We start from the raw sequence: 16553 nt of genomic DNA on the forward strand, positions 1-16553 counted from the left end.
GCTACCGGACCAACCCGGTATCAAGGACTTTGGACGACTCGCCGAGAATGCTTTCGGCGAGTTGCACAAATTCTTTTGTATCGACAGTCCCCAAGTGCATCGCCCCGCGCAGCACGTCATCCAACGACCGCTTGTTTCGGGTCTTCAGGCGAATCTCGCCGTCCAGCTCCTGCAACAACAGCACCGCTTTCGACAGCTGCGCCGGGCTGATCTGCTCGCCGCGCAGGGTCGTGACTTTCTGACTGTCCTTCGCAAGTTTCGCCTGCAAGCTCTGATAACGCTCGTCACTCATGCCGCCGGCACGGCGCACCAGTTCGATGGCGTAATACTCGGCAAACCCTTCGCTGATCCAGTCGCTGCGCTGCTCGTCGTTGATCCGCCCGAACACCTGCGCCAGCTCGCGCACCAGGGCGCTGCTGCCGCTTTCGCTGACCAGCGGCAACCGCGTGTTGAGGTAGATCGACTCCCGCGCCGCCAGACTGCCGCGCCACATCGGGTCATTGGCGCCGACGATCAGCAGTTTGCTCGGATGGCGGGGAAACACCGCCTGCACCTGCGGCCAGACAAACGTCAGCAGCGTCAGCACATCCATACGGCGCATGCCCTGACCTTGCGGCGACGCCACGGTGACTTCGGTTTCCCCCAGTCGGGTGCGGCGACTGCCGAGGTGGCCGGCGAGCATCCAGCCGGTCGGGCGGTCGAACAGGCGTGACGGATTGTCGATACGGAATTTGTTCTTGCCGATGCGCGGCCAGGCGGTTTCGACGCTTTTCCAGCCGTCGGGCAATTCGAAGTGCAGGCGCGCGACCAGTTCGATACCGTCCTGCTGATCAAGCCTGGCCGGCGGCACCAGTTCATCGCCGCGCATCAACGCCCAGGTCGGGGTCATGCGCGTGTCGAAGCTGCCGTTCTTGCGGCCGTGGCTGATGCGCACGCGATAGGTCAGGCTGGCCTTGTCCGCCGTCGGGCGCCACACCCCGCGCGCCGGTTTGCCCGGTGTCAGTTGCCACTGGCCGTCGGCCTTGAAGTCGCTGTAGTGGCTGCCATCGCCAAGATCAAAATCCAGGCTGCGCACCGCTTCGCCCTTGGCAAGGGTCAGGCGCACTTCGGCCTGATCGCTCTGCGGCAGCAGGCGTACCTGATAATCCAGATCGACTTTCTTCGCCGCCCACACCGGCGCACTCAGCGCCAGCAGCGTGACGATCAGCGCCCGGCGCAATCCCGTCGCCATACCTGCTCCTGGGTCAATCGTTAACCTGCGCGGAAAATCAGGTGATCTTCCCAGTCGTCTTCCGGCACGCTGCCTTCGGCGAGCATGCGCCCGGACTGGGAAATCCGTTCGTGGTGCACCGCGTCGCGATCACCGCAGACCAGGTGATGCCACAGCGGCAGATCCTTGCCTTCGCTGACCAAACGATAACCGCAGGTCGGCGGCAGCCATTTGAACTCTTCGGCCTGGCCCGGGGTGAGCTGGATGCAGTCCGGGACAAACTTCATGCGGTTCGGGTAATCGCTGCACTGGCAGGTTTTCAGGTCCAGCAGTTTGCAGGCTATACGCGTGTAATAGACGCTGTTGTCCTCTTCATCCTCGAGCTTCTGCAGGCAGCACAGGCCGCAACCGTCGCACAGCGATTCCCATTCCTCATGATCGAGTTGATCGAGGGTTTTGCGTATCCAGAACGGTTCGACTTTGGCGGCCATGGCTCAAGCATCAACATCAGGTGGTGAAAAGGCCGCCAGTCTAGTGCCCAAGGCCCCGTGATCCAAGCGCTGGCGACTGCCGGTTGTGCGGGGCTTGTCAGTTTTTGCGCGGCCAAGTAGCTTTGCCGGTCACACCAGGCCTTTGCCGGATGCCATAAACGCTCGACCGCGTTGCATCCGGTGATCTGCAGGCTTGCGCCACAACCCCATCGTTCAGCCCAACTGATCCCGCCGGGTTTCGCTTCCAACCTGTCCTCAAACGTAGCAAGGAATCTTTCGATGAGTGCCAACCCTCGCGTTGCCGAATACGCCATTCACCCGCAGTTCACTGATCGCTGGTCGCCCCGCGCCTTCACCGGCGAAGCGATCCCGGAAGAAACCCTGCTGAGCTTCTTCGAAGCCGCACGCTGGGCGCCGTCGGCGTACAACTCGCAGCCGTGGCGTTTTCTCTACGCCCGTCGCGACACGCCGAACTGGGAGCGTTACCTGGGCCTGCTCAATGAATTCAACCGCAGCTGGGCGCAGCACGCGTCGGCGCTGGTGATCGTGATTTCGAAAACCACCTTCACCGCACCGGGCGCGACCGAGGAAACGCCGGCGCTGTGGCACACCTTCGACACAGGTTCCGCCTGGGGCCATCTGGCGCTGCAAGCGAGCCTGAGCGGCTGGCACACCCACGGCATGGCCGGCTTCGATCAGGAGCTGACCCGCAAGGAGCTGAACATTCCAGAAGGTTATGCGCTGCATGCCGCCGTAGCGGTGGGCAAGCTGGGTGACAAGGCAACCCTGGCGGATTACCTGCAAGCACGGGAAACGCCGAGCCCGCGTCGTCCGCTGAGCGAACTGGCGGCTGAAGGCGATTTCACCCTCTAAGCCCCGTTTGATCGTTCCCACGCTCTGCGTGGGAATGCCTCAAGGGACGCTCCGCGTCCAGTGACGCGGAGCGTCACGGGCTGCATTCCCACGCAGAGCGTGGGAACGATCTCTAGTCAGTAACCGCGTGCGAAATCCACTTCCCCGCGCAACGCTTCGCCCGCCTGATACGCCCGCACGTTATCCAGAAACAACTGCACCATCATCGGCGGCGAGGTCGGCGCCGAGCTGTGCCCGGTCAGCAACAAGCCCCATGCAGTCCAGAACGGATGCCGTTGCGGCAACGGTTCCTGACGGCAGACGTCGATCACCGCGCCCGCCAGATGACCTTCCTTCAACGCTTCGACCAGATCCGCATCGACCACTGCGACACCGCGTCCGGCGTTGATGAACAACCCGGTCGGCTTGAATTGCTTGAACAGCGCCGCATCGTAAATGTCGTGGGTGTGCTCGGTGTTGGGCAGCAGGTTGACCACGTAATCCGCCTCGCCCACCAGACGCGGCAAGTCCGCCATCGAACCGACTTCGACAAACGGCGCCTGCTCGCGAGCGCTGCTGGCGATGCCGTACAACTCGACGCCGAACGGCAGCAGGAACTGCGCCACGCTCTGGCCGATGTCACCGGTGCCGACGATCAGCACCTTGCGCCCGACCAGACTCTGGCCGGTGCGGTTGTCCCACTTGCGCTCGACCTGGCTGACCAGCCGCGCCAGTACTTCGCGTTCGTGGCCGAGCATGTAGGTCAGCACGTATTCAGCCATGACCTGGCCGAAAATGCCGACCGCCCGGGTCAGGCGGTAATCCCGGCGCAGGCCGTCGGCCAGCAGCGGCGTGATCCCGGCCCAGGTCGATTGCAGCCATTGGGGCTGATGACCCTGACGCAAAAGGGTCGCCAGCAGATCCGGCTGGCCCAGCCACACCGGGCAATCGACGGCCTGGCGGGCCAGTTCGGCGGAGTCGCCGCTGGTCAGTACTTCAAGCTCCGGGGCCGCCTGACGCAGCAGTCGGGCGTATATCGCGTGGTCGTGTTCAGCAATCAGAACGCGCATCTTCAAACCTTTCGCAAACCGTGCAGGCGGCCGTCCACTTCGTGGCAGCCGTCGCCGTAAAAACCGTTCCAGGGGTTACCAGAGGCCCAGGACAGGGCCTCGCGGATCAGACGGGGTCGTTGCGTCGCAGCAACTCTTCGGGCAAGTGCTCGATGTACTCTTCCTCGGCCGGTGGCATTTGCAGGTGATAGCCCTGCTTTTCGAGGTTTTCCAAGACCACGGCGATGTCTTCGCTGGCCAGCTTGCGCTCGGGAGTCAGTACCAGATCGAAGGAATGCTTCGCCTTGCCGAACGCCGCCATCAGGCCTTCCGGCACGCGCTCCAGCGCATCGCTCTTGAGCACGTACAGGTACATGCCGCTTTTCTTCGAACTTTGATAAATGGAACAAATACGTTTCAAGGCTGTTCTCCGGCGGTGGCCAGGCTGTCGAGCAGCTTCTGGCCCATCAATTCGCGGCGCCAGCCACGCAGCGAATCAGGCAATTGGTAAGGGCCCTCGGGGAAGCCGCTTTTGACCAGCGCTTCGAGGGTTTTCTTGCGCAGCATCAGTTCCGGCGCGATGCCCAGACGTTCGGCTTCGGCCTGACCGAGCGCCCGCAGCTGTTTGATCAGCGCGGCGGCTTCGATCGGCAACGGCTCCGGCACGGCTGGCGGCCATTGATCAGGCCCCACACTGCCAGAGCGCTTGATCAGATCAAGCAGAAACTCGCCGTCCTGACGCACGGTACGCGGGTGCATGTCTTCGATCTTGCCCAGCGCGCTGAGGTTGTCCGGTTGGGTCCGGGCCAGCGGCCACAGCGAGTGTTCACGCACGATGCGATTGCGCGGCAGGTCGCGGGCGCGGGCCTCGCGCTCACGCCAGGCGCACAATTCGCGCAGCACAGCCAGTTGGGCGCGAGACAGCTTCCAGGCCAGTTTGGCCTCGCGATACACCTCGTACGGATCGGTCTCGCGGCGCAGGTTGGCGACCAGTTCGGCGCCGTCCTCCAGCACCCAGGCGAATTTGTCGTCGGACAGTTTCGGACGCAGTTGTACGAAAACCTCCGCCAGATGCACGGCGTCTTCGGCGGCATAGCTGATTTGCGTGTCGGACAACGGACGCTGCAACCAGTCGGAACGGGTTTCGCCCTTCGGCAGTTCGATGCCCAGCACTTCCTGCACCAGACGCGAATAACCCATCGAGAACCCGAGGTTCAGGTAGGCAGCGGCCAGTTGGGTGTCAAACAGCGGCGCCGGCAGGCTGCCGGTCAGGCGCAGCAGGACTTCGAGGTCTTCGCTGCAGGCGTGCAGGACTTTGAGCACCGCCGGGTTTTCCAGCAACGCGGCCAAGGGTTGCCAGGCGTTGATGGTCAGCGGGTCGATCAGGTAGGCGCGTTTGCCGTCGCCGACCTGCAACAGGCCGGCAATCGGATAGAAGGTGTCGACCCGCATGAATTCGGTGTCGAGGGCAACGAACGGCAGCTGCTGCCACTCGGCGCAAAACTGCGCGAGGCTATCGTTGTCGCGAATCCAGTGAATATCGATGGCCACACGGCTCTCCCTTCAAGAATGGCGCGCAGTATATATCGCCACCGGCGCTTTCCGCGCCTCTACAGGGCAAGAGCTTGATGAAATCTCCTGCCTGTGGGAAAGAATAGTCTTACAGAGTGAGTCTGCCGGCTCAGTCCTTGGCCAACACCCCGTCGATCACCGCGCCCCGGCAGCCGGCAAACATGTCCAGATCCGGCTGGTAGACCTTGCTCTGGACTTCCAGCAGACCGAGCATCGAGTGAAACAGGTTGTCCTGACTCAATGGCTTGTCGCGGCTCATTTGCAGGCAATGAGTGTCGACCGAGTAGGACTTCTGATAGCTGTCGGAGAACCAGGCCAGCATCGCCACGTGTTTCTGCTGCTCCGGCGCCAGCATGTACGGCGTGCCGTGGAGGAACAGGTTGTACTCACCCAACGACTCGCCGTGGTCGGACAGGTACAGCATGGCGGTATCGACCTTGTCCTGATTGCTGCGCAGCACATCGATCAGGCTCGACAGCACATGGTCGGTGTACACCAGCGTATTGTCGTAACCGTTGACGATGCTCTCGCGGCTGCAATTGTTCAGTGCGTTGCTCTCACACACCGGTGTGAAGTGTTCGTATTCCTTCGGATAACGCTTGAAATACTCCGGGCCGTGGCTGCCCATCTGATGCAGGACCAGCACGGTGTCCTTGTCCAGGTGATCGATGAAGCTTTGCAGGCCCTGCAACAGGATTTCGTCGCGGCATTCGCTGTTGGCGCACAGCGCCGGGTCTTTCAGATTGCTGACATCCTGCAGGGTGACGCGATCGCAGGTGCCTTTGCAGCCCGACTGGTTGTCGCGCCAGATCACGTCGATCCCGGCCCGTTTAAGCACGTCCAGCAACCCTTCCTCATTCTTTGCCTTGCTGGCGTCGTAATTCTTGCGGCCCATGTTGGAGAACATGCACGGCACCGACACGGCGGTTTCCGTGCCGCAGGAATGCACGTCGGTGAAAGCGATCAGGCCGGCTTCCTTGTCCAGTTTCGGTGTGGTGTCGCGGCCATAACCAAGGATGCCGAAGTTTTCCGCCCGGGCACTCTCCCCCACCACCAGCACCGTCAGGGATTTGCGCGGATGGTTCTGCACGGCGGCGTTGCGCTGGGCATCTTCGCCGATTGTGACGAACGGTTGATGCACCGAGGCCACCTGCTCACGCAGATAACCGGCCGAGGCGCCAATGTAGTTGCTCGGCACCAGCATCAAGCGAATTTCGTGGTGATTGCGAAACAGCGACGACAATCCTTGATAATTGGCCAGCGCCACGCCGCCAATGACCGCGACCGACGCGACACTTACCACAACTTTACTTAATAATTCGCGATGCCAACGGCGATAGTTGACTGGAACTTTCCACAACAACCAGGACGGCAAGACACCCAGAAAAAAGATATAAGCGAGCAACTTCAAAGACAGCAGGTCGCGAACTTCCGTGGCATTGGTTTCGGCAAAGTTGCGAAACATGCCGGCATCGATCATGACCCCGTATTGGCTCATGAAATAATCCACGCCGGCACTGACCATAAACAACAACGTCAACACCGGCTTCAACACGGGTCGAAACGCCAGCAACGTCAGCACGATGTTATACGCCGCGAAGATCATCACCCCGAACGCAATACGCAGGGCAATGCCCTTGCCGTCCGCAGCGGTGATATCGAACAGGTGCTGCCAGAGAACGAAATTGAATCCGGCCAAAAGAAAGGCGCTGGCAAACAACGTCACCCATTCCGGGCGCACGGCTTTTAACTTGAGCATGGCGAGGGGCGATTTCCTTGATAGAAGTGCCGTCGTCAATTGTGAAAATTTCATTGACTCAGACCGCACAAACTTTAAGCACGCAACCATCAATTTTTTGTGAAAAAGAAGCCAACGATTAGTTGGCCCATGAAATAACCATGAAACTTTTGAAGTATTTGAGAATGGTTCAGCTGTGGTTCAGTCGCTGGCGACGAGGGACCGTATCGAATTTCTCGATACCGCTCCCGACTTTCTGATTTGCCACCCCGCTCGCCTGCCCGCCTAATCGACCGCCCCTGGTTCAAAGGTCTGACGATGGAAAACGTACGCGCCACTGCCCGCCCCGCTGTCTGGCTGATACTCGGCATCATCCTGGTCGCCCTCAACCTGCGCCCGTCGATGGCGGCGGTCGGGCCCTTGCTCTCGGCCATTCGCGGCGATATGGCGCTGAGTTTCAGTCTCGCGGCATTGCTGACCCTGCTGCCGGTGATGGCGATGGGGCTGGCGATGTTTTTCGGCATGGAGGTCAGTCGGCGCCTCGGTGAACAGCGCACGGTACTGCTGTCGTTGCTGATCATTGGCTTGGCGACGCTGTCACGGTTGTTTCTCGACTCGGCGGGCGGATTGATCGCCAGCGCCGTGCTGGCCGGGATCGGCATTGCACTGATCCAGGCCTTGATGCCAGCGCTGATCAAATCGCGGTTTCCCGACAACGTGGCGCTGTGCATGGGGCTTTACGTCACTTCGATCATGGGCGGCGCGGCGCTGGCCGCATCGTTCGCACCGTGGGTGATGGTGGAGACCGGCAATTGGCGGGCAGGTCTGGCGGTCTGGGCGGTTTTGGCACTGCTCGCCATTCCTGTGTGGTGGACAACCCGCGCCACGTCACCTGACACCATCCGGACCGTCGTCAGAAAAGAATCTTTCTTCACGAATTCCCGCGCCTGGTTGCTCGCGATCTTCTTCGGTCTGGGCACCGCGTCCTACACCTGCGTGCTCGCCTGGCTGGCGCCGTACTACGTGGAAAAGGGCTGGAACGAACAAAACGCCGGCCTGATGCTGGGTTTTCTGACGGCCATGGAGGTGATTTCCGGGCTGGTGGTGCCGGCCATCGCCAATCGCAGCCGTGACCGACGTCTGGTGCTTGGGGCACTGCTCGGCCTGATCATCACCGGGTTCCTGGGGCTGATCCTCTGCCCGCAGCACCTGAGCCTGTTGTGGCCCTGCCTGCTCGGACTCGGCATCGGCGGGTTGTTCCCGATGAGCCTGATCGTGTCCCTCGATCACCTCGACGAACCACAACGTGCCGGCGGGCTGACCGCGTTCGTACAAGGTATCGGTTACCTGATTGCCGGGCTGTCGCCGCTCATGGCCGGGGTGGTTCGCGATCGACTGGGCAGCTTCGAGTGGGCCTGGTGGTCACTGACGGCAGTGATGGTGCTTATGTTGCTGATGGTGCTGCGCTTCAACCCACGGCATTACGCGCAACACATGGACTAATCTGGCCGAGCCGTCTGGATAAAGGCTTCTGGCCACCTTTTCCGGGTTTGATTGTGTACGTCGTGTTACTAAAACTTTCTGTCCCACAACTGACCGTGAAAAGTCCTACAGGGCTTTGTCCTGGCACCATCGTTCCGTTACGATCATGCGCACACGTTTGCGCGGATTCGGCGCAAGGAGCACAGCGAGACAGAACGGATGCTGAACAGTAACTTGCTTAGAAAGCTCGACATGCAGGATCTCATGGTGTTTGTCGCCGTGTATGAGCAAAGCAGCGTCACCGATGTGTCGGAGGCGCTGTTCGTCAGCCAGTCCACCGTCAGTTACTGCCTGAAAAAACTGCGCACCAGTTTTGAGGACGAGTTGTTCGTCAACACCCGCACGGGCATGCGCCCGACCTACAAGGCCAGCAGCATGTACGGCCATGTGCAGAAAATCCTCGAAAGCATCAACCTGTGCCACGCCGGCGCCCCGACCTTCGACCCGATGGCACAACCGGTGACCTTCAACATCTGCGCCCCGGAATACTTCGAACAACTGATCCTGCCGCGAATGTTGAAACGCTTCGACTTCGATGACTTACCGGTGATGGTCAACATGCACAAGTTCGAAACCGACGTGCCGATCGAAGAGTTGCGCGACGGCAGTCTCGATCTGGTGATCTGTTTCGGTCCGAACTTCCATCGCAGTCACGCCGACCTGAAATCACGCATGCTGTTGGAAGATGACCTGGTCTGCGTCTTCGACAAACGCGCCACACCGCTTGAGCCGCGCCTCAGCCTGCAAGCCTTCACCGAACGCCGGCATGTGTTCCCGACACCGTGGACGTCGACCACCAACATGGTCGACGGCTGGCTGGCGCGCCAGGCGCAGAAACGCCAGATCGTCGCCCGTTCAAACAGTTACAGCGCGGCGTTGAAGATGATCACCGGCACCGATTTCATCCTGACCCTGCCCCGGCGCATTCAGCGTTTGCTGACCAACGACGCGGTGTTCAATCACTGCGAGGCGCCGAACGGTCTGCCGGGGTTCACCCTCGACATGCAGTGGAGCCACAACGTCGATCAGGACAGCGCCAACCTCTGGTTGCGCGAGCAGGTCATCAAGACCTGCGCGGAGCTGGAAGCGGCCTGAGTCCTACACGCCGATGGCGACTTTGCTGTAGGACTCGCGGTCGATGTCGAGCAGTTCCACACTCAACTGCACCTCGACCCCGGCCGGCCATTCGCACAATTCCTGCAATACCGCCAACAGGCTCTGCGACAGTTGCTTCTTGATTTCCGGGGAACGCCCGCTGAGCAGCGCCAGCCTGACCGCGACAAAGGCGCGCTCGTTCATGGCGGTGCCGACCTTGAAGGTTTCAACTTTGAACGCACGGCTCTTGATATCGAATTCCGCCCCGAATTGACCGGAACCCACCAGGGTGTTGTTGAGCCGGATCAACGCAACATCGGCGTTCAGTTGCGGCAGGTTGGCGGTGTATTCCAGGTGCAGGTGCGGCATCTCGGTGCTCCAGTGGTTCGGCGGAAAGGTCGTACATATAACACAGCAATGCCTGACTCACTCCAGCGACGACATCACCGGCCGCTCACTCATGAATTGCTCCAGCCGCGAACGCAGCCAGCGCTCGCCCGGGTCGCTGTCAACGTGGCTGAGCCAGACCATCGACAGATCGAGGGTCGGAGTCTTGAACGGGAACGGCTCCTTGAACAGCAGTCCGGAAGCGGCCATGGCGTCGGCGGTGTAGTCCGGCAGGCTGGCAATCAGATCGGTGCCGGCCAGCAGCGCCGGCAACGAACTGTACTGCGGCACCGACAGCACCACCTGACGGGTGCGACCGATGTCCGCCAGCCACTCATCGGCGTAGCCACTGACATTGGCGGTGTGGGAAACCAGCACGTGCGGGCGGGCGCAATATTCATCGAGGGTCAGCGGCGTGTCGGACTTGTCGGCGCGCAGGATGCTCGGCTGAATGTGTCGCAACAATTTGCGCTTGGCATTGGCCGGCAGACCACGGGTCTGGCTGATGCCGACGGTGATGTCGCCGGCGGCCAACAGGTCGGGAATCCGCCAGTAATCGACGTGCTGCACCACAAACACCACGCTCGGCGCTTCCTGGCGCAAGGCGCGCAACAGCGGTGGCAGCAGGCCGAATTCGACGTCATCCGACAGACCGATTCGGAAGGTCATGGTGCTGACAGCGGGGTCGAAATCGCGGGTCAGACTGAGCGCCACCGACAGCGAGTCGAGCGCGGGTTTCAGGTGGCGATAAATGTCTTCGGCGCGGGCGGTCGGCTCCATGCGATGGCCGACGCGGATGAACAACGGATCGTTAAGCATGGTGCGCAGACGGTTGAGCGCCGAACTGATGGTCGGCTGGCCGAGAAACAGTTTCTCGGCGGCCCGGGTCACGTTGCGTTCGAGCATCAAGGTCTCGAACACCACCATCAGGTTGATGTCGGCCTTGCGTAGTTCATTGCGGTTCATCCATTGCCCCCCGATCCCCAGATTGCGGGCAGTGTAGAAAGGCCGCGGGGCCGGCGTCCATCGAAACGCTGCGTCATTGCACCGTCAACGTCTTCAGCCCCAGGCCCATGATCCGCGAATCGTCGTTAATACCCAGTTGCCGCGGGCTGACGGCATCCGGCAGCTGCAATTCGATATCGAGCCGGTCATCGTTCCCGAGGCGCTGGCTGAGCTGGGCGCTGATCGGGATTTCCAGGCGATTATCTTGAAACTGCGTCAAACGGGTATCCAGTACCTGCTGGCCGTTCAGACTGACGATCACCCGCTGGCCGGGGTGCCGGGGCTGGATGAATGCCAATGCGTCGATCACGATCGAACGCGCCGGCGGCAACACCCGCAATTCGATCTTCGCCTGTTGCCCTTCCGTCCACGTCCCCCAACTTTCCGGCGTCGACCAGCCGCTGGCCAGTTGTCGGTTTCGATAATTGAAAGTCAGCGCTTGCCCCGGGCGAGTGAGCGGAATCAGTGACATCCGCCGCCCCTCATCCTCCACGGACAGACACTGCACACAGCGTTTCCAGCCCGGCGCCAGCACCGCGACCCCATCCACGCGCGTCAGCAGATCAGTTTCACTGTTGATGGTTCTGGCGGCATCGACCAGCGCATCGTCGTCCAGCAGGTACAAAGAGTCCGCGTCGTATTGCCCCGAATCGAGCATCGCGCGTGCTTTCTGCTGTGCCCGCGCCAGCGCCGAAGTGCTCATGCGTCCCAGATAGACCGCATCGGTTTTCATCCCGTGAGTCGCTGCGAAACCGGCGATCATCTGCCAGCGCTCACCTTGATTCTGTGGCATCAGGCTGCGGACATTGGCATAACGCGCAGCGGCACTTGCCCAGAAAGGATCCGTCATCGGGCTGGCCCAGACCGACGAAGGCGCCACCCATTTTCCCTGCCGCAGCCCCATCCAGCCGTTGCGGCTATCGGCGACCTGGATCAGCAGCGCCACCGCGAGCAGACCGATGGCGATACGCGGTCGATAACCGCGCACCACCAGAAAAATCGCAGCCAGGATGCAGACGTACAGAACCGGCCAGAACATCCGGCCCGAGGCACGAAAGATATTGGCCAGCGCGACAAGACTTTTCGGCAGCGGATAACCGAAGTTCCACGCCCCGATGCCGATCTGATTCGACAGCGCGAACAGCCATAAACCGAACATCGCCATCAACAGCCATGGACGTTCGCGCACCTGATCCCGCAAGGGTTGGCGATTTCGAAACCAGGCGATCAACGCCAGCGGCATCAACAAGAGAACGCCCAGACCAAGGTAGTTGAAACCTTCGTAGTCCCCACTCCCCTTCGGCAGATCGGGCAGGATCAATGACCAGCCGGCCGGGTCGACAGGCGACAGCAGATTCATCCGGTACAGACCAAATCCACCGGAGGCCGCACCATCGGCAATGCTGAAATAACCGGCCTGCCAGCAACACACGCTCACCAGAGCGAAAAGCGTACCGCCCTCGATCAACCCCTGACGCCGACTCAAAGACTGATTGAAAGTCTTGCCCAGCAGATCCGCCACCCAGATCAGCGCAACCATGGCCAGCAGGTAGGCGTGCACCCATGCCGCCACCGCCAGCAAGACTCCCCATGCGAAACGGCGCCGGCGCAGGTTCGGCAGCAGCGCAAGGTATAGCGCCGCCAGGATCAGAAAATGACCTGCCAGAGAAAGGTGCCCGCCCATGCGCAGGAACATCACTGGCGAGAACACCAGCAGACCGGCACCCAGCAGTCGAATCAAGGGATTGGCCGTCATCAGCCCAATCAGCTTCCAGCCAAACCAGGCTTGCAGGACACAGCATGCCAGCAGCCACAACCCGAAATACTGGAAGGTGTCCGGCAACCAGGCACTGAACGGTTTGAACAACAGCGCCAGCAGTGGATTGGAGTCGGAAAAAATGATCGCACTGCCCAGCTCCAACCCATAGTACGGGTTGAGCCCGAGAGGAAATGTCCACGGCGCATGCCGGAAAAATGCCCAGCCCAGATAATGCGTCGCCGGATCGCCCTGCTCCAGCCAGGCGATGTTCTGGGGGTTCAGCGCCTGCGGCCCGACCACCAGAAAAAACACCAGAACACCCAATAACAAGGGCAATAGAAATAGAGCCGGCTGCTCGCGTGAATCCTTCATCGATACGTCCAGAAGTTATGCAGTACGAACGTGAACGCCGGAATCGTCAGCGCCACCGCACCGATACCCGCCAGATAATGCAGCCCGGCCATCTGCGCCGCCCAGGCCACGAACATCGCCAACAGAAAGCCGCCCGCCGAAACCATCAGAAAGCGCAGCAGGGTCTTGCCGTGCAGGCGCGCAGAAAAGCTCCAGGTGGTGTTGATCACATAGGACACCACCGTCGCCACGGCAAAAGCCACGCCGTTGGCCAACGGCGGCTGGGGACTGACGAAGTTGATGAACAGCACCGCCACCAAAGCATGCAGCGCCGTGACGAACAGGCCGGTTACGGCGAAGCGCAGGCCGCGCTGAATCAAAGCGGATCTCCGGGGTATCGTCACGGCTTGCGCGCCAGCACGAACACACTCAGACCGCCCACACGGTTGATGCCCATCAACGGCAACTCAAGACTGCACAGGGTTTTGAGCAGTGTATTGACCAACGGATGATGTTTTTTCAGCTGTGAACGCGGGGCCGCCTCTCGAGCGCCGCCGGGTAACAGGCGCGACGCCAGCGCAAGCGGGAAGACCGCTGCGAAGTAATAGGCGCCCCGCTCCACCGTCAATCCGGCGTCACCCGCCAGAGCCTCGAATTGCCCCAGGGTGTAGCGACGTTTGTGTTCGAGAAAATCATCGTGCCCGCTCCACATGAACTGGAACGCCGGCACGGTCATCAGAAAGCGACTGCCGGACGGTACCTTGTCGACGTACGATTTGAGCAGGCCGAGGTCGTCTTCGACGTGTTCCAGTACATCCATCAGCAACACCAGATCAGCGTCCACGGTGTCGATGGACCGGCGGTAATGCACCGGTTTGCCAGCAGTGATGGCGCTCGAATCGGCCGGGTAGCTGATGTCCACGCACCACGCTTCGCGCGCCGCCGTGTGGGTCAACAAATGATGGGAGAAAAATCCTGAACCGGCGCCGACGTCGAGAATTCGTTGGATCGGCGCTTCACCCAGCAAACGACGGGTCGCGGCCGCTTTGGAGCAGTAATACCAATGTTCGCCGATGCTGTCGCCGAGGATGTCGGTTTCCTTGAGATCCATCTGTCAGTCCTTGGATTCGTAGATGCGGCGCACCAGGAAAACCGGCCGGCGCTTCGCTTCGATATAAGTGCGGCCCAGATACTCGCCGAGCACACCGATGCCAATCAACTGCAAACCGCCGAGAAACGTCACGGCAACCATCAGCGAGGCGTAACCGGGCATGTCGACGCCATGGATCAGCGTGCGCACCACAATGAACATCGCAAAGGCGAACGACACCAGAGAGACCAGCGCTCCCAGATACGTCCAGATCCGCAACGGTTCGGTGCTGAAACTGGTGATGCCCTCCAGGGCGAAATTCCACAGCCGCCAGCCATTGAACTTGCTCTGCCCCGCCGCCCGCTCCGGGCGTTCGTACTCGACCTGGGTGGTGCGAAATCCGACCCAGGCGAACAGGCCTTTCATGAAGCGTCGGGATTCGGGCAGTGTCAGCAGCGCGTCGACCACGCAGCGATCCATCAGCCGGAAATCACCGACGTTTTCCGGTAATGCCTGTTCGGCAATTTTGTTGTGCAGGCGATAGAACCAACCGGCGGAAGTCTGCTTGGCCCAGGAGTCGTTGCGCCGACTGATGCGGTGGCCAAGCACCACTTCAAACCCTTCGCGCCAGCGCTCGATCATTTGCAGGATGACCTCGGGCGGATCCTGCAGATCGACATCGATCGGCACCACGATTTGCCCGGTGGCCGTCTGCAAACCGGCGGACAGCGCCGCTTCCTTGCCGAAATTGCGGCTCAGATCGACGATACGGATGCGCGAGTCGCTCTGCTGGCAGTTCAGCAAGCGCTCCAGCGTTGTATCGGAACTGCCGTCATTGACGAACACCAGTTCCAGTTCGACCAGCGTCTCTTGCTCGAAAACCTGACGAATGCGCAGGAGAAAACCGTCGAGGCTGTCCTCTTCATTGAATACGGGGATCACCAGCGACAACTTCACCGGGCCCGCGTGTTGCGTTCCGTGCGGATGGGTCAATGGACTGCTCTTTCTTATAGTGATTGTCGGTCGCCGAACGCTGTTCGACGCCATGAGCCGCTCCGTATTAAGCAGCAGCCCGGAACGTCATGCAAGGGTGAAACGAGGGCGTTCCGGCCAATCCGGAGGACGATCCCTGCGCTCTGGCCCGCGCCTTCCAGAAACATTCACGAACGATTGGAAACAAATCCCCGATAGCCAAACACCCTCGCTCCGCTAGGCTTGCGTCGAGGCGTCACACAGGCTGTCGCACATAAATCGCATGGAGCGAACTGAATGTATTTCGAGATTTACAGGCAATCCAAAGGCACCCCGAGCACCGGCAAGGGCCAATGGCGCTGGCGGCTACGCGCGGGCAACCACGAGACGGTCGCCAGTGGCGAATCGTATGTGAACAAGGCGGATTGTCTGCATGTGATCGAGTTGATCAAGAGTGTGCAGGGAGAGACCCCGGTCAAGGAGATCTGAGGACTGTCCAGGACGCCGGGCTGCCTGAGTTGGCAGCTCCGGCGACTTCTGAAGTTGCTTCAGAATCTTTCGGGAATGTGCCTGAAGGGATAATCCGACTCTTTGTATCCCCCCGGTTTCTGCCGCTTGGGCAATGTCACCTTCTCTCGCGGCACCTCTTTATAGGGGATGCGACTGAGCAGGTCGGAGATGATATTGAGCCGCGCCCTGCGCTTGTCGTTCGAGTTGGCCACCAGCCACGGTGCGTAATCGGTGTCGGTCGCTTCGATCATGTCGTCCCGCGCCCGGGAGTAGTCATACCAGCGGCTGTAGGACTTGAGGTCCATCGGCGACAGCTTCCAGATCTTGCGCCCGTCGACAATGCGCGCCTCCAGGCGCCGGGTCTGTTCTTCCTGACTGACATTCAGCCAGTACTTGAGCAGGATCACCCCCGAACCGACAACTGCGCGCTCCACCAGCGGCACGGCTTTGAGGAACTTGTCGACCTCCTTGTCCGTGCAAAAACCCATCACCCGCTCGACGCCGGCACGGTTGTACCAACTGCGATCGAAGATCACCACTTCGCCGGCCGCCGGCAAATGTGGCAAGTAGCGCTGCATGTACATCTGGCTCTTCTCGCGATCGGTCGGCGCCGGTAACGCGATGACGCGAAACACCCGCGGGCTGACCCGCTCGGTCAGCGCCTTGATCGTGCCGCCCTTGCCCGCACCGTCACGGCCTTCGAAGATGATGCAGATCTTGATGCCTTCGGCCTTGACCCATTCCTGCATTTTCACCAGTTCGATATGCAGGCGGCGCAGCTCGGCAAGGTAGTTCTTGTTCGACAGTTTTGTATGTTCGTCAGTTTTTTCTCGGGGCGAGTCTTTCTTCTTTCCCTTTGCCATGACCAGACCTCTCGGGTTGGAACGACAGCCAGGCTCGTTGGCAATGCATGACCTGGAACCGGAAAGT

17 protein-coding genes are annotated in these 16553 nt (G+C 60.7%); 4 read left to right on the plus strand and 13 right to left on the minus strand.

Going from position 1 to position 16553, the window contains the following annotated elements; genetic code table 11:
* Nucleotide 1 precedes the first annotated feature (1 nt).
* Complete coding sequence (locus JKA62_RS22670) at nt 2-1231, minus strand: hypothetical protein (RefSeq protein ID WP_201819571.1); 1230 nt, start codon at nt 1229-1231, stop codon at nt 2-4.
* Between the two features lie 20 nt (nt 1232-1251).
* The gene (locus JKA62_RS22675; protein WP_007958058.1) at nt 1252-1701 is read right to left on the minus strand and encodes a YcgN family cysteine cluster protein; all 450 of its coding nucleotides are present in this window, start codon (nt 1699-1701) and stop codon (nt 1252-1254) included.
* Nucleotides 1702-1980: 279 nt separating this feature from the next.
* Here JKA62_RS22675 and JKA62_RS22680 point away from each other — a divergent pair, with 279 nt between their 5' ends.
* Nucleotides 1981-2574: a nitroreductase family protein gene (locus JKA62_RS22680; protein ID WP_011332926.1), complete on the plus strand. Its 594-nt coding sequence runs from the start codon at nt 1981-1983 to the stop codon at nt 2572-2574.
* A 116-nt stretch (nt 2575-2690) separates the two neighbouring features.
* Here the strand turns inward: JKA62_RS22680 and JKA62_RS22685 are convergent, their stop codons facing one another.
* The 4 genes from JKA62_RS22685 to JKA62_RS22700 form a co-directional block, all read right to left on the minus strand.
* Entirely contained in the window at nt 2691-3623 is a 933-nt protein-coding gene (locus JKA62_RS22685; RefSeq protein WP_011332925.1) for a D-2-hydroxyacid dehydrogenase, read from the minus strand.
* A gap of 106 nt (nt 3624-3729) precedes the next feature.
* On the minus strand, nt 3730-4023 hold the full coding sequence (locus JKA62_RS22690) for a YcgL domain-containing protein (protein ID WP_007958052.1): 294 nt from the start codon (nt 4021-4023) through the stop codon (nt 3730-3732).
* Nucleotides 4020-5153, minus strand: coding sequence for a ribonuclease D (rnd, locus tag JKA62_RS22695; RefSeq protein ID WP_007958043.1), 1134 nt, complete (start codon nt 5151-5153; stop codon nt 4020-4022). The genes JKA62_RS22690 and rnd overlap by 4 nt, the downstream gene beginning before the upstream one ends.
* 130 nt (nt 5154-5283) lie before the next feature.
* Complete coding sequence (locus tag JKA62_RS22700; protein WP_201819574.1) at nt 5284-6933, minus strand: phosphoethanolamine transferase; 1650 nt, start codon at nt 6931-6933, stop codon at nt 5284-5286.
* A 297-nt stretch (nt 6934-7230) separates the two neighbouring features.
* Between JKA62_RS22700 and JKA62_RS22705 the strand changes: the two genes are divergently transcribed.
* The gene (locus JKA62_RS22705; protein ID WP_201819577.1) at nt 7231-8415 is read left to right on the plus strand and encodes a cyanate transporter; all 1185 of its coding nucleotides are present in this window, start codon (nt 7231-7233) and stop codon (nt 8413-8415) included.
* 198 nt (nt 8416-8613) lie between these two features.
* Entirely contained in the window at nt 8614-9549 is a 936-nt protein-coding gene (locus tag JKA62_RS22710; RefSeq protein ID WP_011332922.1) for a LysR family transcriptional regulator, read from the plus strand.
* A gap of 3 nt (nt 9550-9552) precedes the next feature.
* On the opposite strand, the gene JKA62_RS22715 is transcribed toward JKA62_RS22710, so the two are convergent.
* The 6 genes from JKA62_RS22715 to JKA62_RS22740 form a co-directional block, all read right to left on the minus strand.
* Nucleotides 9553-9918, minus strand: coding sequence for a 5-carboxymethyl-2-hydroxymuconate Delta-isomerase (locus tag JKA62_RS22715; RefSeq protein ID WP_011332921.1), 366 nt, complete (start codon nt 9916-9918; stop codon nt 9553-9555).
* Nucleotides 9919-9975: 57 nt separating this feature from the next.
* Nucleotides 9976-10902, minus strand: a complete 927-nt coding sequence (locus tag JKA62_RS22720; protein ID WP_011332920.1) for a LysR family transcriptional regulator — start codon at nt 10900-10902, stop codon at nt 9976-9978.
* 73 nt (nt 10903-10975) lie between these two features.
* Nucleotides 10976-13072, minus strand: a complete 2097-nt coding sequence (locus tag JKA62_RS22725) for a DUF6311 domain-containing protein (protein ID WP_011332919.1) — start codon at nt 13070-13072, stop codon at nt 10976-10978.
* On the minus strand, nt 13069-13431 hold the full coding sequence (locus JKA62_RS22730; RefSeq protein WP_011332918.1) for a GtrA family protein: 363 nt from the start codon (nt 13429-13431) through the stop codon (nt 13069-13071). Before JKA62_RS22730 ends, JKA62_RS22725 begins: the two co-directional genes overlap by 4 nt.
* 20 nt (nt 13432-13451) lie before the next feature.
* Nucleotides 13452-14162 carry a class I SAM-dependent methyltransferase gene (locus JKA62_RS22735; RefSeq protein ID WP_011332917.1) on the minus strand — a complete coding sequence of 237 codons (711 nt, stop codon included), beginning with the start codon at nt 14160-14162 and terminating at the stop codon, nt 13452-13454.
* Between the two features lie 3 nt (nt 14163-14165).
* Nucleotides 14166-15134, minus strand: coding sequence for a glycosyltransferase family 2 protein (locus JKA62_RS22740; protein WP_041475168.1), 969 nt, complete (start codon nt 15132-15134; stop codon nt 14166-14168).
* A 276-nt stretch (nt 15135-15410) separates the two neighbouring features.
* Here JKA62_RS22740 and JKA62_RS22745 point away from each other — a divergent pair, with 276 nt between their 5' ends.
* Nucleotides 15411-15602: a YegP family protein gene (locus tag JKA62_RS22745; protein ID WP_011332915.1), complete on the plus strand. Its 192-nt coding sequence runs from the start codon at nt 15411-15413 to the stop codon at nt 15600-15602.
* A gap of 59 nt (nt 15603-15661) precedes the next feature.
* Here the strand turns inward: JKA62_RS22745 and ppk2 are convergent, their stop codons facing one another.
* Complete coding sequence (ppk2, locus tag JKA62_RS22750; RefSeq protein WP_011332914.1) at nt 15662-16486, minus strand: polyphosphate kinase 2; 825 nt, start codon at nt 16484-16486, stop codon at nt 15662-15664.
* Between the last annotated feature and the right edge of the window lie 67 nt (nt 16487-16553).

This window comes from Pseudomonas sp. B7 (assembly GCF_016735645.1).
Classification (GTDB): Bacteria; Pseudomonadota; Gammaproteobacteria; order Pseudomonadales; family Pseudomonadaceae; genus Aquipseudomonas; species Aquipseudomonas glycinae.